We start from the raw sequence: 22059 nt of genomic DNA on the forward strand, positions 1-22059 counted from the left end.
AAGGGACGGCTCGTGAGAGCACTTGCGTTGTACGGCGCCCTCGGGTCGCTGGTCCTGACCGGCCTCGCCTCCCCACCGGCCGGCGGCACCGTCCGGGACCCGGCCGCGCCGCCCGCCCCCGTCCACCCCCTCGCCTTCGGCCGGTGCGCGGCCGTGGAGCACCTGCCGCCCACCGTCGAATGCGGCACCCTCACCGTCCCGCTCGACTACGCGCGCCCCAACGGCAAGAAGATCAAGTTGACGGTCAGCCGGGCCCGGGCCACCGAGCCGGGCGCGCGACAGGGCGCCCTGGTCTTCAACCCCGGCGGACCCGGCGCGTCCAGCATGCAGTTCCCGCTCTACGGCGCGCTGCCGCACTGGCAGCGCACCGCCCGCGCCTACGACTTCGTCGGCTACGCACCGCGCGGAGTGGGGCGCAGCGCCCCGCTGTCGTGCCAGGACCCGCAGGAGTTCGCGAAGGCCCCCACGGACAGTGCGCGGTACCCCAGCGACGCCTTCAAGCGGCGGAAGGTCGCGGAGGCCAGGGCGTACGCCCGCGGCTGCGCCCAACGGGCCGGCGCCGACCTGCCGTTCTACAACTCGATCAACAACGCCCGGGACCTGGACATGCTGCGGGCGGCGCTCGGCGAGAAGAAGCTGACGTTCATGGGCGCGTCCTACGGAACGTACTTCGGGGCGGTCTACGCGACGCTGTTCCCCGGCCACGTGCGTCGGATGATCTTCGACAGCGTGGTCAACCCGGAGCCCCGGCAGATCTGGTACCGCAACAACCTCGACCAGAGCCTCGCCTTCGAACGCCGCTGGCACGACTGGCTGCGCTGGGTCGCCAAGCACCACGACACCTACCACTTGGGCACCCGCCAGGAGGCCGTGCAGCACTCCTACGACACCGCGCTGGCACGGCTGCGGCGCACCCCGTTGAACGGGAAGATCGGGCCGGCGCAGTTGCAGGGGGCGTTCCTCAAGACCGGCTACAACGACGCGTTCTGGTCGATGCGCGCGGACGCCCTGTCGAAGTACCTGCACGGCGACGCCAAGCCGTTGGCCGCGCAGGCGATGCCCTCCGGCGACGGCAAGGACGAGGAGAACGCCAACGCCGTCTACACCGCCGTCGAGTGCAACGACGCGGCCTGGCCGCGCGACTGGCGAACCTGGGACCGGGACAACACCTCCCTCGCCCGCACCGCGCCGTTCGAGACCTGGGACAACGTCTGGATGAACCTGCCCTGCGCCTTCTGGCCGGACCGCCGGGAGTCGGCGGCGGACGGCGCCGAGGAGGCGCTGCGCACGGCCACCGACCGGGCGGCCAAGGGCGGGGCGAACGGCGGCGAACTGGCCGACGCCTACCGGAACGCCACCGCCACCGAACTGGACGACGCCCTGCGCGGCCAGCGCGGCCCGCTGAACATCCGCACCGAGCCCGGCGCGCTGCCGCCGGTGCTGCTGCTGGCCGCCGAACGGGACGCGGCCACGCCGTACCCGGGCGCGCTGGAGCTCCAGCGCCGGCTGCCCGGCTCGTCACTGGTCACCGAGCGGGGCGCGGGCACCCACGGCGTCGCGCTCGGCGACAACGCCTGCGTGAACGCCCACGTCGAGGCGTACCTGCTGCGCGGGAAGGTCCCCGGGCACCGGGTGTACTGCGCTCCGCGGGCCGAGCCGGTGCCGGGGCAGCCGCTGCGGCGGGCCCGGCCGTCGCTGATCCCGACGGTGAAGGGGCGGTAGCCGCCCCGTCCCCGGCGTCCACGAAGGACGGGCCGTCCCTGCACGGGGCGGCCCGTCCTTCGTGTGCCCGGGGTGCCGGCCGGTCAGGCCAGGCCGGCGACCAGTTCGGCGACCGGCTTGCGGCGGCCGGTGTAGAAGGGGATCTCCTCGCGGACGTGGCGCCGCGCCTCGGAGGCGCGCAGGTGGCGCATCAGGTCCACGATGCGGTGCAGCTCGTCGGCCTCGAAGGCGAGGATCCACTCGTAGTCGCCGAGCGAGAACGACGCGACGGTGTTGGCGCGGACGTCGGGGAAGCCGCGGGCCATCTTGCCGTGGTCGGCGAGCATCCGGCGGCGGTCCTCGTCGGGGAGGAGGTACCAGTCGTAGGAGCGCACGAACGGGTAGACGCTCACGTAGTCGCGGGCGTGCTCGTCGGCCAGGAAGGCCGGGATGTGCGACTTGTTGAACTCGGCGGGGCGGTGCAGCGCCATGTTCGACCAGACGGGCTCCAGCGCGCGGCCCAGGCGGGTGCGGCGGAAGCGGTTGTACGCCTCCTGGAGGTCGTCGGAGTTCTCCGAGTGCCACCAGATCATCACGTCGGCGTCGGCGCGCAGACCGGAGAGGTCGTAGGTGCCGCGGACCACCACGTCCTTGGCGGCGAGCTGCGCGAACAGCTCCTCGACCTCGTCGGCGTAGCCGGACCGGTCCTCGGGCAGGACGTCGCGCAGCTTGAAGACCGACCAGAGGGTGTAGCGGACGACCTCGTTGAGGTCCTTGGCCTTCTTGCCGGCGTTGGGAGTCTTGGCGGAGTCGGGGGTGGAAGCGTCTGTCATGTCGTCCATTCTCACTCGCCGCCGGCGGAGCCCGCCGCCAGGGTCCCGAGGATCTCGTCGGCGGCCCGGCCGGCGGAGCCGATGCACGCGGGGATGCCGACGCCGTCGTAGAGCGCGCCGCAGACCCGCAGCGGGCCCGGCAGGCCGGCGACCGCGGCCCGGATGCGGGCCGTGCGGTCCACGTGGCCGACGGCGTACTGCGGCAGCCCGCCGTCCCAGCGGGTGACCGTGGACGCCACCGGCCGGGCGGCCAGCCCGACCGCCTCGCCGAGGTCCGCCAGGGAGAGGCCGACCAGTTCGTCGTCGTCGCGTCCCAGGTCGGCCTCGTCGCCGTGGCGGCCGAGGGAGGTGCGCAGCACGAAGAGGTCCGGGTCCGCGTCGGCGATCCAGTTCCACTTGTGGCTGGCGAAGGTCGACGCCTTGATCCGGTGGCCGTCGACCGGCGGCACCAGGAAGCCGCTGCCGCTGGGCACGGTGGTCAGGTCGGCGCGCCGGAAGGCCATGGTGACCAGCGCCATCGAGGCGTACTCGACGGCGGCCAGCTCGTCGGCGGCGGCCGGGCAACCGGCGCGGAGCAGCCGTTCGGCGGCCGTCGCGGGGGCGGCCAGGACCACCGCGTCGGCGGTGAGGGTGCGCTCCCCGGCCTCGACGCGCCAGCCGTCCGCGGCGCTCCAGTGCAGTGCGCGCACCGGCGTGCGCAGCAGGATCTCGCCGCCGGAGCGGCGCACCGCTTCGGCGACCGCGCCCGGCAGCGTCCCGATGCCGCCGGCGATGCCCATGAAGACCGGGCCCATCGCGGCCATCCCCTCGGGGACGGCGGCCTGGGCGCGGTCCTGGAGGCCCCGGACGCCCTCGATCAGCGAACCGCCGCGCCGCGCCGCGTCGAACAGTTGCGGGACCGCGGCGCGCATCGAGATGCGGTACGCGTCGCCCGCGTAGACCCCGCCGAGGAGCGGCTCGACGAGCCGGTCGACGACCTCCCGGCCGAGTCGGGCCGCGACGTACTCACCGACCCCGACGTCGGTGCCGATCTCGGTGGTCGGCAGCGTCCGGTCCGCTTCGAGCCGCGCCAGGCCCTCGGGGGAGAGCACGCCGGAGGCGGCGAGCGGGCCGAGGTCGCCGGGGACGCCCATCACGTGTCCCTTGGGCATCGGGCGCAGTGCGCCGCGGGTCCACAGCGAGGCCGTGGCGGTGCCGGGCGGCTGGAGCCGGTCGCCCAGGCCCACGGCCCGCGCCAGGTCCACCGCCTCCGGCCGCCTGGCCAGCATCGATTCGGCGCCGAGATCGACCGGCACGCCCGCGATCTCGCCGGCGAGCAGCTTGCCGCCCAGGCGCTCCGACGCCTCCAGCAGGGTCACCCGGGCCCCGCCCGCCAGCAGCCGGTGCGCGGCGGTCAGTCCCGCGATGCCGCCGCCGATGACCACGACATGACCGGGCGCCCGGCCCGTTCCGCTGTGCGCTGTGCTCATGCCGTCCACTCTCTCAGAGCCGGTGCGGGCCGCCGGGCGCCGGGTTCCCGGTCCGGTCCGGGTCCCGGACCGTGTCCTCTTCGACACCTCGGAACGGCAACCCCCGCCCGGGGCGCCCCGTCGAACCGGCATCACGTTCCGGCCACGGACCGGGCGCGGGCGCCGCGCGGCCCGGCGGCCGAACACGCGCGAGGCGGAAGGGGAACGGCCTGTGGAGTGGGGATCGCGAGGGCGACGGGGGACCGGGGCGGCGGTGCTGCTGACGGTGGCGCTGGCGACCGCCGGGTGCGGAGCGGCCGACGGGTCCCGCTCCGCAGTGGCCACGGCGGAGCGGGCCGGGCCGGGCGCGACGGTGCCCCGGCAGCCGTCCGGCACCCAGGGGGGTTCGTCGGCCCGGACGCCGGGCGGGGCCACCGCACCCGGCACCGCACTGAAGACGGCGCGGACGCAGGTCGTCCGGACCGCGACGCTGACCGTGCGGACCGCGGACGTGCCCGGGGCGCTCGCCCGGGCGCGCGGAGCCGTCGCGGACGCGGGCGGCTACCCGGCCGACGAGACCACCGACCGGGACCCGGACGGCCGGGACCGCTCCAAGGTCGTGCTGCGGGTTCCGCCGGAGCACTACGACGCGCTGCTGGCCCGGCTGTCCGGGCTGGGTGAGGTCCTCTCCCGCGAGGTCTCCGCCCAGGACGTCACCGACCAGGTGGTGGACGTCGACAGCCGGGTGAAGTCCCAGCGGGCGAGCGTCGCGCGCATCCGGGCGCTGATGGACCGGGCCTCCTCGATCAGCGACATCGCCGCACTGGAGTCCCAGCTGAGCACCCGGGAAGCGGACTTGGAGTCGTTGGAGGCCCAGCAGACGTCCCTCAAGGACCGCACCGGCACGGCCACCGTCACGCTGCTGCTGCGGCAGCCCGGCGCCTCCTCCGACCCGACGCCGGACGACGGCACCTTCCGGGACGCACTGTCGGACGCCTGGCGAGCCTTCACGGCGGCGGCGCGCTGGGTGCTGGTGGCACTCGCCGCTGCACTGCCGTTCGCTGCCGCCGCGGCGGCCCTGTACGGGCTGTGGCGGGCGGTCCGAGGCCGGCTGCCGGCGCGGCGGTCCGGCGGTCGGCACATCGCGGCGCCCGGCGCGGACGGTACGGCGGGCACCGACCCTTGCGAGCCGACCACGCAGGAGGGGACCACGGACCCGACCGCAGACCCGACCGCACCCGATGCGCCCAAGGCGCCCGGCGTGTCCGGTGAAGCTGGCCGGTCGCCCCGTTGACACCGGGCGGCACCGGGCAAAGACTCGGGACGGCGGATGGCGATCTTCGTACCGTCCGGTCGCCGAGCCGGTACTTCGAGGACAGCGAAGACAGCGAAGACAGTCAAGACTGCGAAGACTGCGAGGACACAGCCTGATGACCGAGCCACACGTACGGGACGCCGTGCGGGACGTCTACCTCGTCGACGCGGTGCGGACACCGGTCGGCAAATACGGCGGCGCACTGGCCTCGGTGCGCCCCGACGACCTGGCCGCCCACGTGCTGCGCGCCCTGGTGGACCGGACCCCGGAGTTGGATCCGGCGCGGATCGACGACGTCTACTTCGGCGACGCCAACGGCGCGGGCGAGGACAACCGCAACGTGGCGCGGATGGCGGTGCTGCTGGCCGGGCTGCCGGTCAGCGTCCCCGGGGTGACCGTCAACCGCCTGTGCGGTTCGGGGCTGGAGGCGGTCATCCAGGCGGCCCGGGCCATCGCGCACGGCGACGCGGAGATCGCGGTGGCCGGCGGCGTCGAGTCGATGAGCCGGGCGCCGTACGTGCTGCGCAAGCCGGACCGGGCCTTCCCCGCGGGGCACCAGGAGATGTTCTCCTCGACGCTGGGTTGGCGGATGGTCAATCCGCGGATGGCGCCGCAGTGGACGGTGTCGCTGGGCGAGGGCGCCGAGCTGATCGCCGACCGGCACGGCATCACCCGCGAGCAGCAGGACGTGTTCGCGCTGGCCAGCCACCAGAAGGCGGTCCGGGCCTGGGCGGCGGGCGGCTACGACGCGGAGGTCGTCCCGGTGCCGGGGGTCGACCTCACCCGTGACGAGACGGTGCGGGAGAACTCCTCCCTGGAGGCGCTCTCCAAGCTGACGCCGGTCTTCCGCTCCGAAGGGGGCACGGTCACCGCCGGGAACTCCTCGCCGCTGAGCGACGGCGCGGCCGCGCTGCTGCTGGTCGGCGAGGAGGGCCTGCGGGCCACCGGGCGGGAGCCACTGGCCCGCATCCGGGCGAGCGCGGTGACCGGCATCGAGCCGCAGCTGTTCGGGCTCGGCCCGGTCGAGGCGGTCCGGCGGGCGCTGGCACGGGCCGGGCGGGACTTCGGCGACCTGGCGGTCTGCGAGCTGAACGAGGCGTTCGCGGCCCAGGCGCTGGGCTGCGTCGACCAGTGGCCGGAACTCGACCCCACCCTCGTCAATCCGCGTGGCGGCGCCATCGCCATCGGCCATCCACTGGGTGCCTCCGGGGCCCGGCTGGCCGGTGCGGTGGCCCACCAGCTCGCCGCGCAGGGCTCGGGCACCGGGCTGGCGGCGCTCTGCATCGGCGTCGGGCAGGGGTTGGCGATGGTGCTGGAGCGCTAGGACACGCCCTGGTACCGGCCGGCGGCGCCGGGATCGCCGGCCGGGCCGCGCGCGCCGGCCCCATGGGGCACACTCGTTGACCAATCAACTGTGCTCGCTCTCCTGGAGGTTGGCGCGATGGCCCTGCTCGATCCCAAGGACTGGCGCTCCCTGCACGGCGGTCCGGCCGAGGCGGTGGAGCCCGCGACGGGCGAGGGGCTGGCGACGCTGACCCTGGCCGCGCCGGCCGACGTCGCGACGGCCGCGACCGAGGCCGCCGCGGCGCAGCGGGACTGGGCGCGCCGCCCGTACCCGGAGCGCGCCGCGGTGCTGCGCCGGGCCGGCGACCTCGTCCATCAGCACGCCGCGGAGATCGGCGAGTGGCTCGTGCGGGAGGCCGGCAGCATCCGCGGCAAGGCCGAGTTCGAGATCCGCACCGCCGCCGAGGAGTGCTACGAGGCCGCCGCGCTCGCCCACCGCCCGCTCGGCCAGGTGCTGCCCTCGGGAGCGCCGCGGCTGTCGTACACCACCCGGGTGCCGGCCGGCGTGGTCGGCGTGATCGCACCGTTCAACGTCCCGCTGGTGCTGGCGGTCCGGTCCGTGGCGCCGGCGCTGGCGCTGGGCAACGCCGTGGTCCTCAAGCCGGACCCGCGGACCGCGGTGTGCGGCGGGCACGTGCTCGCCGCGGTCTTCGCCGAGGCCGGTCTGCCGGCGGGGCTGCTGCACGTCCTGCCCGGGGGCGCGGACGCCGGCCGGGCGCTGGTCGAGGACCCCCGGGTGCGGGTGGTCTCCTTCACCGGCTCGACCGCGGCCGGCCGCAGCGTCGGCGCCCTGGCCGCGCAGCACCTCAAGCGGGCCCACCTCGAACTGGGCGGCAACAGCGCGTTCCTGGTGCTCCAGGACGCCGATCTGGACGCCGCGATGTCCACCGCCGCCTGGGCGTCCTTCTTCCACCAGGGCCAGGTGTGCATGACGGCGGGCCGGCACCTCGTCCACGCCTCGCTCTACGACGAGTACGTGGCGCGGCTGGCGGCGAAGGCGGACGCGCTGGCCGTCGGGGACCCGTTCCGCGAGCAGGTCCACCTCGGTCCGGTCATCGACCGCGGCCAGCTCGGCAAGATCGACGCGCTGGTCCGGGAGAGCGCCGCGGCGGGCGTGCGGATCGCCGCGGGCGGCACCCACCGGGAGCTGTTCTACCGGCCGACCGTCCTCGCCGACGCGGATCCGGACGCCACCGGGCCGGGCTCGGTCGGCGCCTGCCCCGCGTACGGCCGGGAGGTCTTCGGCCCGGTGGCCCCGGTCCGCGCCTTCCGGACCGCGGACGAGGCGGTGGCGCTGGCCAACGAGTCCTCCTACGGGCTGGCGCTGGGCATCGTCACCCGCGACGCGGCCCGGGCGCTGGAGCTGGCCGAGCGGATCCCCACCGGCCTGCTGCACGTCAACGACCAGACCGTCAACGACGAGCCGGTGGCCGCCTTCGGCGGACTGGCCGACTCCGGGACGGGCTCCCGCTTCGGCGGCGAGGCCAACCTCGACGCGTTCACCGAGACCCGCTGGACGACGGTGCGCGCCACCCCGGCCGCCTACCCCTTCTGATCCCACCCGACGTCCCCGCTGCTCCCACCTGCCCCACCCGACGCATCGAAACGGTCAGAACCGGGCAGATCTGAGCGGCGACCGGGGGACGCGCACCCGTGGGACCCGCGAACTCGACGAAAGGACACGGCGATGACGGCGCCGGAACGGCTGGTGGTCATCGGCGGGGACGCGGCAGGCATGGCCGCCGCCTCCCAGGCCCGTCGGCACAAGGGGCCCGACGAGCTGGCCATCACCGCCTTCGAACGCGGCCACTTCACCTCGTACTCCGCCTGCGGCATCCCGTACTGGGTGGGCGGCGAGGTGACCGGTCCGGAGGCGCTGATCGCCCGGACACCCGAGGAGCACCGGGCCCGGGACATCGACCTGCGACTGCGCACCGAGGTCACCGAGATCGACCTGGACCGCTCCCGGGTACGCACCCGGGACCTGGCGGACGGCGGCCGGGAGGCGTGGACCGGCTTCGACAAGCTGGTGGTGGCGACCGGGGCGCGCCCGCTGCGCCCGCCGCTGCCGGGGATCGACGCGCCGGGCGTCTTCGGGGTGCAGACCCTGGACGACGGACAGGCGCTGCTCAACGGGCTGAAGGGCGCACCGGGCCGGCGGGCGGTGGTCATCGGCGCCGGCTACATCGGCGTGGAGATGGCCGAGGCGCTCATCCACCGCGGCTTCGAGGTGACGGTCCTGGAGCAGAGCGCCCAGCCGATGTCCACCCTCGACCCCGACATGGGGGCGCTGGTGCGCACCGCGATGTGCGGGATGGGCGTCGAGGTGGTGACCGGTGCGCGGGTCACCGAGGTGCTGACCGACGAGGCGGAGGGCCGGGCCCGCGCGGTGGTCACCGAGGACGCCGCGTACCCGGCGGAGGTGGTGGTGCTGGGGCTGGGCGTCCGCCCGGAGACCGCGCTGGCCGAGGCGGCCGGACTGCCGCTCGGCGCGTCCGGGGGCCTGCGCACCGACCTGGCGCTGCGGGTGTCCGGCCGGGAGGACGTCTGGGCGGGCGGGGACTGCGTCGAGGTGCGCGACCTGATCACCGGGGAGCACCGGCACGTCGCCCTGGGCACCCACGCCAACAAGCACGGTCAGGTAATCGGCGCCAACGTGGCCGGCGGCTACGCGACGTTCCCGGGGGTCGTCGGCACGGCCGTCAGCAAGGTCTGCGACCTGGAGATCGCCCGCACCGGGCTGCTGGAGCACCAGGCCCGGGCGGCGGGGCTGCGGTTCGTGACCGTCACCATCGAATCGACCAGCCGCGCCGGCTACTACCCCGGGGCCCGCCCGATGCACGTGAAGATGCTCGCCGAACACCGCACGGGGCGGCTGCTGGGGGTGCAGATCGTCGGCCGGGAGGGCGCGGGCAAGCGGGTGGACGTCGCCGCGGTGGCGCTCACCGCGGGGATGACGGTGGAGCAGATGACCGCCCTGGACCTGGGGTACGCCCCGCCGTTCTCACCGGTCTGGGACCCGGTCCTGGTGGCGGCCCGCAAGGCGGACGCGGCGGTGCGGGCGGCCGCGGGCCCGCACCGGGGCTGAGGAACGGGGCTGAGCAGCGCGGAAGGGGCCCGTGGGTCGGGCCCCTTCCCCGTTTTCCCCAGTTCGGTCAGCGCGCGGTCTGCGCGTGGACGTACTCGACGAGGCGGGTGAGCGACTCGGGGTCGGTGTCGGGCAGCACGCCGTGGCCGAGGTTGAAGACGTGGCCGGGCAGGCCGGCGGCGGCGTCGAGCACCTCGCGGGCCTTGGTCTCGACGGCCTCGCGGGGGGCGAAGAGCACGGCCGGGTCGATGTTGCCCTGGAGCGCCTTGCCGGGGCCGACCCGGCGGGCCGCCTCGTCCAGCGGGACCCGCCAGTCGACGCCGACCACGTCCGCGCCGGCCTCGCCCATCAGGCCGAGGAGTTCGCCGGTGCCGACGCCGAAGTGGATCCGCGGGACGCCGTAGGAGGCGACCGCGTCGAAGACCTTGGCGGAGGCGGGCATCACCGCGCGCCGGTAGTCGGCCGGGGAGAGCGCCCCGACCCAGGAGTCGAAGAGCTGGATCGCGCTGGCGCCGGCCTCGATCTGGACCTTGAGGAAGGCGGCGGTGATGTCCGCGAGCCGGTCGAGCAGGTCGGCCCACAGCTGCGGGTCGCCGTACATCAGGGCCTTGGTGTGCTCGTGGTTGCGGGACGGGCCGCCCTCGACGAGGTAGCTGGCGAGCGTGAAGGGGGCACCGGCGAAGCCGATGAGCGGGGTGGCGCCCAGCTCGCGGGTGAGCATGCCGATGGCCTCCGTGACGTAGGAGACGTCACCGGGCTCCAGCAGGCGCAGGCGCTCCAGGTCGGCGCGGCTGCGGATGGGGTTCTCCACGACCGGGCCGATGCCGGGCTTGATGTCGAGGTCGACGCCGATGGCCTTCAGCGGGACGACGATGTCGCTGAAGTAGATCGCCGCGTCCACGCCGTGCCGGCGCACCGGCTGCAGCGTGATCTCGGTGACCAGCTCGGGCCGCATGCAGGAGTCGAGCATCGCGATGCCCTCGCGGACCTTGCGGTACTCCGGGAGCGAACGCCCGGCCTGGCGCATGAACCACACCGGCGTGTGCGGCACCGGCTCGCGCCGGCACGCCTTGAGGAAGGCCGAGTCGTACGTCGCGGACTGCTGCTGGCCCGTAAGGGCATCGTTGGCGCTCACGCGGCAAATCTTCGCACGCGGCCTGCGGCACCTCCGAATGGGCGACGCGCTCATTGGGTGTCCTCCACATATGAGCGCCGTCTTCCGCCTACTCTTCCGGGCATGGCTGCGGCTCAAGAACACCTCGCGGACAGCGCGGACGAGACCCCGATCCCCTTCCGTCAGGCGGTCGAGGCGCTCCGCGCGGCACGGCTGCGGCCGGAGATCGAGACCGACCCGACACCCGCTCCGAAACGCCTCGCCCCGTACGCCTACGCGCTGGAGGCCGCGGTGGTCGAGCGCGGGGCGGGGCCGGACGGCGAGGACCGGGACCTGGCGGACGGCCGGTTGGTGGTGCTGCACCAGCCGGCCGGCGACGAGACCTGGCAGGGCACGTTCCGGGTGGTGACGCTGGCCCGCGCGGAGCTGGAGCCGGAGATGGGCGCCGACCCGCTGCTGCCCGAGGTGTCGTGGTCGTGGCTGACGGGCGCTCTGGAGGCGCGCGGGGTCCGTTACGGCGCGCCCAGCGGGACGGTCACCCGGGCCGGGTCCCACTACTTCGGCGGGCTCGCGGCGCGGGAGCCGGCGACCCAGATCGAGATCCGGGCGTCGTGGACGCCGGCAGAGGGGCCCGGCGGGGTGCCGGACCTGGCGGCGCACCTCTCGGCGTGGTGCGACCTGCTGTGCCAGGTGGCGGGGCTGCCGCCGGCCCCGCTCGACCCGGCGCCGCGCGGCGGGGTGGTGGCGCTGCCGCAGCGCCGCGGTCCGCAGGCCCGCTGAGGGGCAGACACCAGACGGCGAGGTGCCGCGTGTCCGGAACGTCCGGGCACGCGGCACCTCGCCGTTTCCGTACGCCTGTGATCACCTCGATGTGCACTCCGTGCTCACCTTGATCGCTCACGCATCCGATTTGCCCGAATTGCCCCTAACTAAATCGTGATCAAACTCTAAAGTCCTGCCGGATTGCTGCCGAAGAGGTCAGTGACCCTTCAAACACGGATCATTCCGGCTTTCCCCAGCCGGCTTCCGTCCCCGCCCTTCCCCAGGAGGCCCGGTGTCAGTTCTCCTTGAGCAGCCTTCGAGCCTGGTCGCCTACCGCCCGAACAAGCCGACCGCCATGGTCGTCGTGGCCGACCCCCGCGTCCGCTCCACCGTCACCCGCCATCTGTGGGCCCTCGGCGTGCGGGACGTGATCGAGGCGTCGTCCATCGCGGAGGCCCGTCCCCGCGTCGGCAACCCACGCGATATCTGCGTGGCCGACGTCCACCTGCCGGACGGTTCCGGCCTCACCCTGCTGTCCGAGACCCGGGCGGCCGGCTGGCCGAACGGCCTCGCCCTCTCCGCCGCCGACGACATCGGCGCCGTCCGCAACGCCCTGGCCGGTGGCGTCAAGGGCTACGTCGTCACCGGCACCCGCACCAACCTGGGCCTGCCGGGCCGGCCGGGCGCCGCGCCGATCGGCGCCAACGCGGCCCGCATGCAGCGCCGCCCGCCGGGCGCCCCGGGCCACCCCGGCGGTTACCGCGAGCTGTCCGGACGCGAGGTGGAGGTCTTGCGGCTGGTGGCGGAGGGCCAGTCCAACAAGGCCATCGGCGTCTCGATGGGGCTGTCGGCACTGACCGTGAAGAGCCACCTCGCCCGGATCGCGCGCAAGCTCGGCACCGGCGACCGAGCCGGGATGGTGGCGGTCGCCCTGCGCACCGGAATCATCCACTGACCTCCACTTTCCGACCCGTCCCGCCCGTCGGGGGAACATTCCCCCGACGGGCGACGCGCATCCACAGATACCCTTTACTGGTGACCGACGCCCAAAAGACCGCAGCAGACACGACACTGCGAGCACCCGGAGAATCGCCTCCGGATTCCCGACCGGCGCCGGTACCCCTACTGGAACCGCGCGAGGGCATCCCCCCGGTGACCGCCACCGGTGAGGCACTCGCCGAGGTCGTCGCCGCCTTCGCGGCGGGCCGCGGCCCGGTCGCGGTGGACGCCGAGCGCGCCTCGGGCTACCGCTACGGCCAGCGCGCCTACCTCGTCCAGCTGCGCCGCGAGGGCGCCGGCAGCGTGTTGATCGACCCGGTCGGCTGCCCCAGCCTCGCCGCACTGGGGGACGTGATCTGCGACACCGAGTGGGTGCTGCACGCCGCGACCCAGGACCTCCCGTGCCTGCGCGACATAGGGATGCTCCCCACCAAGCTGTTCGACACCGAGTTGGCCGGGCGGCTGGCCGGTTTCGCCCGGGTCGGCCTGGGCGCCATGGTCGAGAACGTCCTCGGCTACGCCCTGGAGAAGGGGCACTCGGCCGTCGACTGGTCCACCCGTCCGCTGCCCGACCCGTGGCTGCGCTACGCCGCGCTCGACGTCGAGTTGCTGGTGGACCTGCGCGACGCCCTGGAGGAGGAGCTGGACCGGCAGGGCAAGCTGGAGTGGGCCCGACAGGAGTTCGCGGCCATCGCCGCCGCTCCCCCGGCACCGCCCCGCAAGGACCCCTGGCGCCGGACGTCCGGCATGCACAAGGTGCGCCGGCGCCGGCAGATGGCGGTCGTCCGGGAGCTGTGGACCCTGCGCGACCAGGTCGCCCAGCGGCGCGACGTCTCGCCCGGCAAGGTGCTCGGCGACGCCGCGATCATCGAGGCGGCCCTCCAACTCCCGCCCAACACCCACGCGCTGGCCGGCCTGTCCGGCTTCGGGCACCGGATGGGCCGGCGACAGCTGGAGCAGTGGCAGACCGCCGTCGACCGCGCCCGGGCGCTGCCCGACAGCGAGCTGCCGCAGCCCGGCCAGCCGCTGAACGGCCCGCCGCCGCCCCGTTCGTGGGCCGACAAGGACCCGGCCGCGGCGGCCCGCCTGTCGGCCGCCCGCACGGCAGTGACCACGCTCGCCGAGCAGCTGAACCTCCCGCAGGAGAACCTCATCACCCCGGACACGGTGCGCCGGGTGTGCTGGGAGCCGCCGGCCGGTGCGACCCCGGAGACGGTCGCCGAGGTCCTCGCCGGACACGGCGCCCGTCCCTGGCAGATCGAGCTGGTCTCCCCGCTCCTCGCCGAGGCCCTTCAGGCCGACGACTCCTGACCGAAGACCGATCCGACACCACCGACGGCCCCGGCCGCGCATCCACCGCGCGGCCGGGGCCGTCGGCGTCGGCGGCCGGCGCGGCGCCGCGCTCCGGGGCGTCGGGCGCGCTCGCCTCCCGACGGGTTCCGGCCACCGGGAGGTGTGACGTTCGCCGCTCCGGGCGAGGGGGGTGTGCAGCTTGGTTACCCGTAAGTAGCATGGGCGTGTGACGCGTCCTCCGGGGCGCGCGTGCAGCAGTGCCATCCCGCACCTGGAGGAGAGCCAACGTGCCTCGTACCGCTAGGGACGTCGTCTTCGTCGACGGCGTCCGCACCCCGTTCGGCAAGGCGGGCCCGAAGGGCATTTACCACGAGACCCGCGCCGACGACCTGGTCGTCAAGTGCATCCGGGAGCTGCTGCGCCGCAACCCGGACCTGGACCCGGCCCGGATCGACGAGGTCGCCCTCGCCGCCACCACCCAGATCGGCGACCAGGGCCTGACCCTGGGCCGCACCGCCGCCATCCTGGCGGGGCTGCCGCAGTCGGTCCCCGGCTTCTCCGTCGACCGGATGTGCGCCGGTGCGATGACCGCGGTGACCAGCGTCGCCGGCGGGGTGGCCCTGGGTGCGTACGACATCGCCGTGGCCGGCGGCGTCGAGCACATGGGTCGGCACCCGATGGGCGAGGGCGTCGACCCCAACCCGCGCTTCGTGTCGGAGAAGCTGGTCGACCAGTCCGCGCTCTTCATGGGCATGACGGCGGAGAACCTCCACGACCGGCTGCCGCACCTCACCAAGCAGCGCGCCGACGAGTACGCGGTGCGCAGCCAGGAGAAGGCCGCGAAGGCGTACGCCAACGGCAAGATCCAGCAGGACCTGGTGCCGATCTCGGTGCGCCGGACCTCCCCCGAGGGCGGCGAGCTCGGCTGGGGCCTGGCCACGGCCGACGAGCCGATGCGCCCGGGCACCACGCTGGACAACCTGACGGGTCTCAAGACCCCGTTCCGCCCGCACGGCCGGGTGACCGCGGGCAACGCCGCCGGCCTCAACGACGGCGCCACCGCCTCGCTGATCGCCGCCGAGGACGTGGCCCGCGAGCTGGACCTGCCGGTCAAGATGCGCCTGGTGGACTACGCCTTCGCCGGCGTCGAGCCCGAGGTCATGGGCATCGGCCCGGTCCCGGCGACCCAGAAGGCGCTGGCCAAGGCCGGTCTGACGATCGATGACATCGGCCTGTTCGAGATCAACGAGGCGTTCGCCGTCCAGGTGCTCTCGCTGCTCGACCACTACGGCATCGCCGACGACGACCCGCGGGTCAACCAGTACGGCGGCGCGATCGCCTTCGGCCACCCGCTGGCGTCCTCCGGCGTGCGTCTGATGACGCAGCTGGCGCGGCAGTTCGAGGAGCAGCCGGAGGTCCGCTACGGCATCACCACCATGTGCGTCGGCTTCGGCATGGGCGGCACCGTTATCTGGGAGAACCCGCACCACAAGGGGGCAGGCAAGTGACCACCACCGCTGAGCTGTTGAAGGGTGCGGCCGAGCTGTTCCCGGACGAGGTCGTGACGCAGGCGCACGTGCGCCACCTCGACCTGCCCAAGGGCGCGGGCCGGTTCGCGCTCATCACGCTGGACAACGGCCTGGACCACACCAAGCCGACCACCTTCGGTCCGCAGTCGCTGGCGAACCTCAACGCCGCGATCGACCAGGTCGAGCGGGAGGCCGCGGACGGCTCGGTCGTCGGCGTCGGCATCACCGGCAAGCCGTTCATCTTCGCCGTCGGCGCCGACCTCAAGGGCGTCGAGCTGCTGGGCCGGCACGAGGACGCGCTGGCCATCGGCAAGGGCGGCCACGACGTCTTCAAGCGGCTGTCCGCACTGGCCGTGCCGACCTTCGCGTACTACAACGGCGCCGCGATGGGCGGCGGCGTCGAGGTCGGTCTGCACTGCACCTACCGCACCGTCTCCAAGGCGCTGCCGGCCTTCTCGCTGCCCGAGGTCTTCCTCGGCCTGGTCCCCGGCTGGGGCGGCTGCGCGCTGCTGCCGAACCTCATCGGCGCGGACCGCGCGGTGAGCGTGATCATCGAGAACTCGCTCAACCAGAACAAGCAGCTCAAGGGCGAGCAGGTCTTCGAGCTCGGCATCGCGGACGCGCTCTTCGAGGGCGCGGACTTCCTGGAGCAGTCGCTGATCTGGACCGCTTCGGTGCTGACGGGCGCCACCGAGGTCGTACGGGCCGAGATCGACCGCGGTGAGGCGTGGGACGCCGCCGTGGCGCGCGGCAAGGCCATCGCCGACGGCAAGGTGCACGGTGCGGCCCCGGCCGCCTACCGCGCGCTGGAGATCATCGCGGCCGCCAAGAACGGCGACCTGGGGCAGGGCTTCGACGCCGAGGACCAGGCGCTGGCCGACCTCATCATGGGCGGCGAACTGCGCTCCGGCATCTACGCGTTCAACCTGGTGCAGAAGCGCGCCAAGCGGCCCGCCGGCGCGCCGGACAAGTCGCTGGCCCGTCCGGTCACCAAGGTGGGCGTCGTCGGCGCCGGCCTGATGGCCTCTCAGCTGGCGCTGCTGTTCGCCCGCCGCCTGGAGGTCCCGGTCGTCCTCACCGACATCGACCAGACCCGGATCGACAAGGGCGTGGCGTACGTCCACGGCGAGATCGACAAGCTGCTGCTCAAGGGCCGCGTCAACCAGGACAAGGCGAACCGCCTCAAGGGCCTGGTCTCCGGCCACCTCGACAAGGCCGCCGCGTTCGGCGACGCGGACTTCGTCATCGAGGCCGTCTTCGAGGAGATGGGCGTCAAGCAGCAGGTGTTCGCCGAGGTCGAGGCCGTGGTGCCGGAGCACGCCGTGCTCGCCACCAACACCTCGTCCCTCTCGGTCACCGAGATGGCCTCGAAGCTCAAGCACCCCGAGCGGGTCGTGGGCTTCCACTTCTTCAACCCGGTCGCGATCCTGCCGCTGCTGGAGATCGTCCGGGCCGAGAAGACCGACGACGCGTCGCTGGCCACCGCCTTCGCGGTCGCCAAGTCGCTGAAGAAGACGGCCGTGTTGGTGAAGGACGCCCCGGCGTTCGTCGTCAACCGCATCCTGACCCGCTTCATGGGCGAGATCCAGAACGTCATCGACGAGGGCACCCCGGTCGCCGTCGCCGAGAAGGCGGTCGAGCCGCTCGGCCTGCCGATGTCGCCGCTGGTCCTGCTGGAGCTGGTCGGCCCGGCGATCGGCCTGCACGTCTCCGAGACACTGCACGGCGCCTTCCCGGACCGCTTCACGGTCTCCCCCAACCTCAAGGCGGTCGTCGAGGCCGGCAAGCGCGGCTTCTACGTCTACGACAGCGGCAAGCCGGAGCTGGACCCGGAGGTCGCCGCGCTGCTGAAGCAGGGCGACGCGGTGCTGACCGAGCAGCAGGTCCGCGACCGGGTGCTGGACGCCGTCGCGCAGGAGATCGGCCTGATGCTGGACGAGGACGTGGTGGCCGAGGCGCAGGACATCGACCTGTGCCTGATCACCGGTGCCGGCTGGCCCTTCCACCTGGGCGGCATCACGCCGTACCTGGACCGTGAGGGCGTCTCCGAGCGGGTGACCGGGAAGAAGTTCCTGGCCCCGGGCGTCGCGAGCGTGCCCGCCTAAGCGGCCCTGAGGGACGTCCGTCCCGCGGAAGTCGACGCGCGGACCGGCTCGGTGGAGCCGGTCCGCGCGTCGTGCGTGCGGCGGACGCCGGCGACCGGCGGCGCCCCGGCCGTGGCAGGCTGACCGCATGGAGTGCTTGCTCATCGTCGATGCCGCGAACGTGGTCGGCTCGGTGCCCGACGGCTGGTGGCGGGACCGGCGCGGCGCCGCCGAACGGCTGCGGGACGCGTTGGTCGACACCGCCGCGACGGGCCTGCCCGGCCTGGTCGATCCGCCGCTGGAACTCGTCCTGGTGGTGGAGGGCGCGGCGCGCGGGGTGGCGTCGGTGCCGGGCGTGCGGGTGGTGTCGGCGGACGGCAGCGGCGACGACGCGATGGTGCGGCTGGTGGCCGAGGAGGGCGCGGGGCGGGACTGTCTGGTGGTCACCGCGGACCGCGGACTGCGCGAGCGCGTGCAGACGCTGGGAGCCCGCGTGGCGGGCCCGCGGACGGTCCGGCGCGGCAGAGGGCCCGGCGACGTCCGATAGCCCGTCAGCGCGGCGTCTGTGGCCGCGTGGCACGTGCGGGCCGTCGCGGACGACCGACCGCGGGCCCGCCACGCCTCCGCACGCGCGCTACGGCCGGGCCTCGGCGCCGGTGCGCCGGCGCTCCCGGAGGGCGAGCCGGCTGTGGCTACGCCCGTAGACGAAGTAGACGACGAAGCCGAGCGCCATCCAGATCGCGAACCGGATCCAGGTCTCGGCCGGCAGGTTGAGCATCAGCCAGAGCGAGGCGAGCACCGACAGCAGCGGGACGTACGGGACGAACGGGGTCCGGAAGGCGCGCGGCAGGTCGGGGCGGGAACGGCGGAGCAGGACGACGCCGAGGGCGACCACGACGAAGGCGAAGAGCGTCCCGATGTTGACGAGTTCGGCCAGCACGTCGATGGAGGTGAAGCCGGCGACCACCGCGACCACGGTGCCCAGGACGATGGTGGACCGGTGCGGGGTGCCGAACTTCGGGTGCACCCGGGAGAACACCTGGGGCAGCAGCCCGTCCCGGCTCATCGCGAAGAACACCCGGCTCTGGCCGAGCAGCAGGATCATGCAGACCGAGGTCAGGCCGACCGCCGCGCCGAAGCTGATCAGGCCCGCGTAGAACGGGTGGCCGACGTGTTTGAAGGCGTCGGCGAGCGGGGCGTCCACGGACAGCCGGTCGTACTTCTCCATGCCGGTGACGACGATCGACACCGCCACGTAGAGCAGGGTGCAGATCGCCAGCGAGCCGAGGATGCCGCGCGGGACGTCGCGCTGCGGGACCCGGGTCTCCTCGGCCGCGGTGGCCACGATGTCGAAGCCGATGAAGGCGAAGAAGACCACCGCGGCCGCCGCGAAGATGCCCATCACGCCGAAGTGGGACGGGGCGAAGCCGAACATCAGTTGGGAGAGCGGGGCGGCCAGTCCGCCGCCGGCGGCGCTCGGTTGGCTCGGCGGGACGAACGGCCGGTAGTTGGCCCCGGAGACGAAGAACGAGCCGGCGACGACAACCAGCAGCACGACGGTCACCTTCACGCCGACGACCACCGCCGTCACCCGGGAGGAGAGCTTCATGCCGAGCACCAGGATGGCGGTGATCACCAGGACCAGGACGCAGGCGAGCAGGTCGAAGCCGAACCGCCCGCCGTGGCTGCCGGACAGCTCCGGCGGCAGGTGCAGCCCCCCGGTGTCGAGCAGCGAGCGCACGTAGCCGGACCAGCCGACGGCGACCACCGCACAGCCCAGGGCCAGCTCCAGGATCAGGTCCCAGCCGATGATCCAGGCGGGCAGCTCGCCCAGTGACGCGTACGAGAAGGTGTACGCCGAGCCGGCGACCGGCACGGTGGAGGCGAACTCCGCGTAGCACAGCGCCGCCAGCGCGCAGACCACGCCGGCGACGACGAAGGAGAGCGCCACCGCGGGACCGGCCTGCTCCTTGGCGATCTTCCCGGTGAGGACGAAGATGCCGGTGCCGATGACCACCCCGACGCCGAAGACGGTCAGGTCGAGCGCCGAGAGGGACTTCTTGAGGGCGTGTTCGGGCTCCTCGGTGTCCTGGATCGACTGTTCGACGCTCTTCGTCCGCAGGACTCCGCGGTCGCGGCGCGTCCCGCCCCGCGGCTCCGGGGGCGCTCCCCCCGGCCCGTGTCCCCCTGGCCCGTGTCCCTGTGGTCCGTGCTCTGTGCTCATGGGCGAACCTCCGCCTGGAAGACCCTCGCAACTCTCCTGAACTGACCGAGTCTCCGCAATGTCGGGAAACGGTCGGTGGCGGCGGGCCTTCCGGGGCCGCGGTTTCACCCGATGGGGTGGGAACCCCAGAGCAGCCGAGGGGCCGGCCGGAACATCCCTGGGGACGTCCGGCCGGCCCCTCGGGCGGGCGGTGCGGGCCGCGGGTCAGTCGCGGGCCGCCTCGGCGGGCTCGGCCGCGCCGTCGGTGTCCCGCGCGGCGGACTGGGCGACGGTGCCGGGGGCGGCCTCGTCGCGGTTGTCCATCTTGGCGACCAGACCGGTCACCTGGCGGGCGATGTCCGGTGCGGTGAGTCCGACCTCGGCCATGACCTCCTTGCGGGAGGCGTGGTCCAAGAAGCGCTCGGGGATGCCGAAGTCGCGCAGCGGGACGTCCACCCCGGCGTCGCGCAGCGCCTGCGCGACGGCCGAACCGACGCCGCCGGTGCGGATGTTGTCCTCGACGGTGACGACCACCCGGTGCTCGGCGGCCAGGCCCGGCAGCGCCTCGTCGACGGGCTTGACCCAGCGGGGGTCGACGACGGTGGTGGAGATGCCCTGCTTGTCCAGCAGGTCGGCGACCTCCAGGCACATCGGGGCGAGCGCGCCGACCGACACCAGCAGGACGTCCGGGCGCCCGGTGGCGGCGGGCGCGCGCAGCACGTCCATGCCGCCGACCCGACCGACCGCCTCGACGGCCGGACCGACCGCGCCCTTGGAGTAGCGCACCACGGTCGGGGCGTCGTCGACCTCGACGGCCTCCCGCAGCTGGGCGCGCACCTGGTCGGCGTCGCGCGGCGCGGCCAGCCGCAGGCCGGGGACGACCTGGAGGATCGACATGTCCCACATGCCGTTGTGGGAGGCGCCGTCGGTGCCGGTGACGCCGGCCCGGTCCAGGACGAAGGTGACGCCGCACTTGTGCAGCGCGACGTCCATCAGGACCTGGTCGAAGGCGCGGTTGAGGAAGGTCGCGTAGACCGCGAAGACCGGGTGGAGTCCGGCGGTGGCCATGCCGGCGGCGGAGACCGCGGCGTGCTGCTCGGCGATGCCGACGTCGTAGACCCGGTCCGGGAACTCCTTGGCGAACTTCTCCAGGCCGACCGGCTGGAGCATGGCCGCGGTGATGGCCACGATGTCGTCGCGCTCCTTGCCGAGCGCGACCATCTCGTCGCCGAAGACGCCGGTCCAGTCCTTGCCGCCGGAGGAGAGGGGCAGGCCGGTGTCCGGGTGGATCGGGCCGATGCCGTGGAAGCGGTCGGCCTCGTCCTGCTCGGCGGGCTTGTAGCCGCGGCCCTTCTCGGTGAGGCAGTGCACGATCACCGGGCCGCCGAAGCGCTTGGCGCGGGTCAGCGCGGACTCCAGCGCCTCGACGTCGTGGCCGTCGATCGGGCCGACGTACTTCAGGCCCAGGTCCTCGAACATGCCCTGCGGCGCGATGAAGTCCTTCAGGCCCTTCTTGGCGCCGTGCAGGGTCTCGTAGAGCGGCTTGCCGACGACCGGGGTGCGCTCCAGGATGTCCTTGCCGCGGGCCAGGAAGCGCTCGTAGCCGTCGGTGGTGCGCAGGGTGGCGAGGTGGTTGGCCAGGCCGCCGATGGTCGGTGCGTAGGAGCGCTCGTTGTCGTTGACGACGATGACCAGCGGGCGGTCCTTGGCGGCGGCGATGTTGTTGAGCGCCTCCCAGGCCATACCGCCGGTGAGGGCGCCGTCACCGATGACGGCGACCACCCGGTCGTCCCGGCCGCGGACCTCGTGGGCCTTGGCGATGCCGTCGGCCCAGCCCAGGACCGTCGAGGCGTGGCTGTTCTCGATGACGTCGTGTGCGGACTCGGCCTGCGAGGGGTAGCCGGAGAGGCCGCCCTTGGCCTTGAGCTTGGAGAAGTCCTGGCGGCCGGTCAGCAGCTTGTGGACGTAGGACTGGTGTCCGGTGTCCCACAGGACCTTGTCCTTGGGCGAATGGAAAACACGGTGCAGGGCGATGGTCAGTTCGACCACGCCGAGGTTCGGGCCGAGGTGTCCGCCGGTCTTGGAGACCGCGTCGACGAGGAAGCCACGGATCTCCGCCGCCAGCTGCGTGAGCTGCTCGGACGAAAGCCGGTCCAGGTCGCGCGGCCCCTTGATACGGGTCAGCAATGCCACCCCATGCCTCCTTGCTGCCGTAGGTCGAGCTTGCCGATCAGATGAGTCTAATGTCGCGCCCGCCGCCGGCGCGGCCGGGCCCGGCGATGTATGTCACTCGGGTGACGGTCGTCTCGCACGCCGTTTCGGGTCGTCGCGGCGGATGCCCCGGGC

The 22059-nt window shown here is 73.7% G+C and carries 16 protein-coding genes; 11 read left to right on the forward strand and 5 right to left on the reverse strand.

Going from position 1 to position 22059, the window contains the following annotated elements:
• Window positions 1-12 precede the first annotated feature (12 nt).
• Window positions 13-1722 carry an alpha/beta hydrolase gene (locus ACLJT4_RS22500; protein ID WP_411124512.1) on the forward strand — a complete coding sequence of 570 codons (1710 nt, stop codon included), beginning with the start codon at window positions 13-15 and terminating at the stop codon, window positions 1720-1722.
• A gap of 83 nt (window positions 1723-1805) precedes the next feature.
• Here the strand turns inward: ACLJT4_RS22500 and hemQ are convergent, their stop codons facing one another.
• Window positions 1806-2543: a hydrogen peroxide-dependent heme synthase gene (hemQ, locus tag ACLJT4_RS22505; RefSeq protein ID WP_411124514.1), complete on the reverse strand. Its 738-nt coding sequence runs from the start codon at window positions 2541-2543 to the stop codon at window positions 1806-1808.
• Window positions 2544-2545: 2 nt separating this feature from the next.
• The gene (gene hemG, locus ACLJT4_RS22510) at window positions 2546-4012 is read right to left on the reverse strand and encodes a protoporphyrinogen oxidase (RefSeq protein ID WP_411124516.1); all 1467 of its coding nucleotides are present in this window, start codon (window positions 4010-4012) and stop codon (window positions 2546-2548) included.
• A gap of 202 nt (window positions 4013-4214) precedes the next feature.
• On the opposite strand from hemG, the gene ACLJT4_RS22515 reads away from it, so the two are divergent.
• The 4 genes from ACLJT4_RS22515 to ACLJT4_RS22530 all read left to right on the forward strand — a co-directional run bounded on the left by ACLJT4_RS22515 (window position 4215) and on the right by ACLJT4_RS22530 (window position 9729).
• Window positions 4215-5276, forward strand: a complete 1062-nt coding sequence (locus ACLJT4_RS22515; protein ID WP_411124518.1) for a DUF4349 domain-containing protein — start codon at window positions 4215-4217, stop codon at window positions 5274-5276.
• Between the two features lie 136 nt (window positions 5277-5412).
• On the forward strand, window positions 5413-6621 hold the full coding sequence (locus ACLJT4_RS22520) for a thiolase family protein (RefSeq protein ID WP_411124520.1): 1209 nt from the start codon (window positions 5413-5415) through the stop codon (window positions 6619-6621).
• A gap of 117 nt (window positions 6622-6738) precedes the next feature.
• The gene (locus ACLJT4_RS22525; RefSeq protein ID WP_411124522.1) at window positions 6739-8196 is read left to right on the forward strand and encodes an aldehyde dehydrogenase family protein; all 1458 of its coding nucleotides are present in this window, start codon (window positions 6739-6741) and stop codon (window positions 8194-8196) included.
• 132 nt (window positions 8197-8328) lie between these two features.
• Entirely contained in the window at window positions 8329-9729 is a 1401-nt protein-coding gene (locus tag ACLJT4_RS22530) for an FAD-dependent oxidoreductase (protein ID WP_411124524.1), read from the forward strand.
• A 67-nt stretch (window positions 9730-9796) separates the two neighbouring features.
• On the opposite strand, the gene hemE is transcribed toward ACLJT4_RS22530, so the two are convergent.
• Window positions 9797-10864, reverse strand: coding sequence for a uroporphyrinogen decarboxylase (gene hemE, locus ACLJT4_RS22535; RefSeq protein ID WP_411124526.1), 1068 nt, complete (start codon window positions 10862-10864; stop codon window positions 9797-9799).
• A 102-nt stretch (window positions 10865-10966) separates the two neighbouring features.
• Here hemE and ACLJT4_RS22540 point away from each other — a divergent pair, with 102 nt between their 5' ends.
• The 6 genes from ACLJT4_RS22540 (at window position 10967) to ACLJT4_RS22565 (ending at window position 18057) form a co-directional block, all read left to right on the forward strand.
• The gene (locus tag ACLJT4_RS22540; RefSeq protein WP_016576823.1) at window positions 10967-11623 is read left to right on the forward strand and encodes a DUF3000 domain-containing protein; all 657 of its coding nucleotides are present in this window, start codon (window positions 10967-10969) and stop codon (window positions 11621-11623) included.
• A gap of 274 nt (window positions 11624-11897) precedes the next feature.
• Window positions 11898-12560: a response regulator transcription factor gene (locus ACLJT4_RS22545; RefSeq protein WP_016573641.1), complete on the forward strand. Its 663-nt coding sequence runs from the start codon at window positions 11898-11900 to the stop codon at window positions 12558-12560.
• Between the two features lie 80 nt (window positions 12561-12640).
• Entirely contained in the window at window positions 12641-13915 is a 1275-nt protein-coding gene (locus ACLJT4_RS22550) for an HRDC domain-containing protein (RefSeq protein ID WP_411124529.1), read from the forward strand.
• A 269-nt stretch (window positions 13916-14184) separates the two neighbouring features.
• On the forward strand, window positions 14185-15405 hold the full coding sequence (locus ACLJT4_RS22555; RefSeq protein WP_411124531.1) for a thiolase family protein: 1221 nt from the start codon (window positions 14185-14187) through the stop codon (window positions 15403-15405).
• On the forward strand, window positions 15402-17531 hold the full coding sequence (locus tag ACLJT4_RS22560; RefSeq protein ID WP_411124533.1) for a 3-hydroxyacyl-CoA dehydrogenase NAD-binding domain-containing protein: 2130 nt from the start codon (window positions 15402-15404) through the stop codon (window positions 17529-17531). The genes ACLJT4_RS22555 and ACLJT4_RS22560 overlap by 4 nt, the downstream gene beginning before the upstream one ends.
• Before the next feature lie 127 nt (window positions 17532-17658).
• Complete coding sequence (locus tag ACLJT4_RS22565; RefSeq protein WP_411124535.1) at window positions 17659-18057, forward strand: NTP pyrophosphohydrolase; 399 nt, start codon at window positions 17659-17661, stop codon at window positions 18055-18057.
• Between the two features lie 87 nt (window positions 18058-18144).
• On the opposite strand, the gene ACLJT4_RS22570 is transcribed toward ACLJT4_RS22565, so the two are convergent.
• Window positions 18145-19734: an amino acid permease gene (locus ACLJT4_RS22570; protein ID WP_411124537.1), complete on the reverse strand. Its 1590-nt coding sequence runs from the start codon at window positions 19732-19734 to the stop codon at window positions 18145-18147.
• A gap of 204 nt (window positions 19735-19938) precedes the next feature.
• Window positions 19939-21906: a 1-deoxy-D-xylulose-5-phosphate synthase gene (dxs, locus tag ACLJT4_RS22575; RefSeq protein WP_411124539.1), complete on the reverse strand. Its 1968-nt coding sequence runs from the start codon at window positions 21904-21906 to the stop codon at window positions 19939-19941.
• Window positions 21907-22059: the final 153 nt, after the last annotated feature.

The organism is Streptomyces sp. x-19 (assembly GCF_046549115.1).
Taxonomy (GTDB): Bacteria; Actinomycetota; Actinomycetes; order Streptomycetales; family Streptomycetaceae; genus Streptomyces; species Streptomyces albulus_C.

Excerpts from the sequence above, each read along its gene's own strand:
- hemQ (WP_411124514.1), bottom strand. The coding sequence starts at position 2,543 with ATGGACGACATGACAGACGCTTCCACCCCCGACTCCGCCAAGACTCCC.
- ACLJT4_RS22520 (WP_411124520.1), top strand. The coding sequence starts at position 5,413 with ATGACCGAGCCACACGTACGGGACGCCGTGCGGGACGTCTACCTCGTC.
- ACLJT4_RS22525 (WP_411124522.1), top strand. The coding sequence starts at position 6,739 with ATGGCCCTGCTCGATCCCAAGGACTGGCGCTCCCTGCACGGCGGTCCG.
- ACLJT4_RS22530 (WP_411124524.1), top strand. The coding sequence starts at position 8,329 with ATGACGGCGCCGGAACGGCTGGTGGTCATCGGCGGGGACGCGGCAGGC.
- ACLJT4_RS22540 (WP_016576823.1), top strand. The coding sequence starts at position 10,967 with ATGGCTGCGGCTCAAGAACACCTCGCGGACAGCGCGGACGAGACCCCG.
- ACLJT4_RS22565 (WP_411124535.1), top strand. The coding sequence starts at position 17,659 with ATGGAGTGCTTGCTCATCGTCGATGCCGCGAACGTGGTCGGCTCGGTG.
- ACLJT4_RS22570 (WP_411124537.1), bottom strand. The coding sequence starts at position 19,734 with ATGAGCACAGAGCACGGACCACAGGGACACGGGCCAGGGGGACACGGG.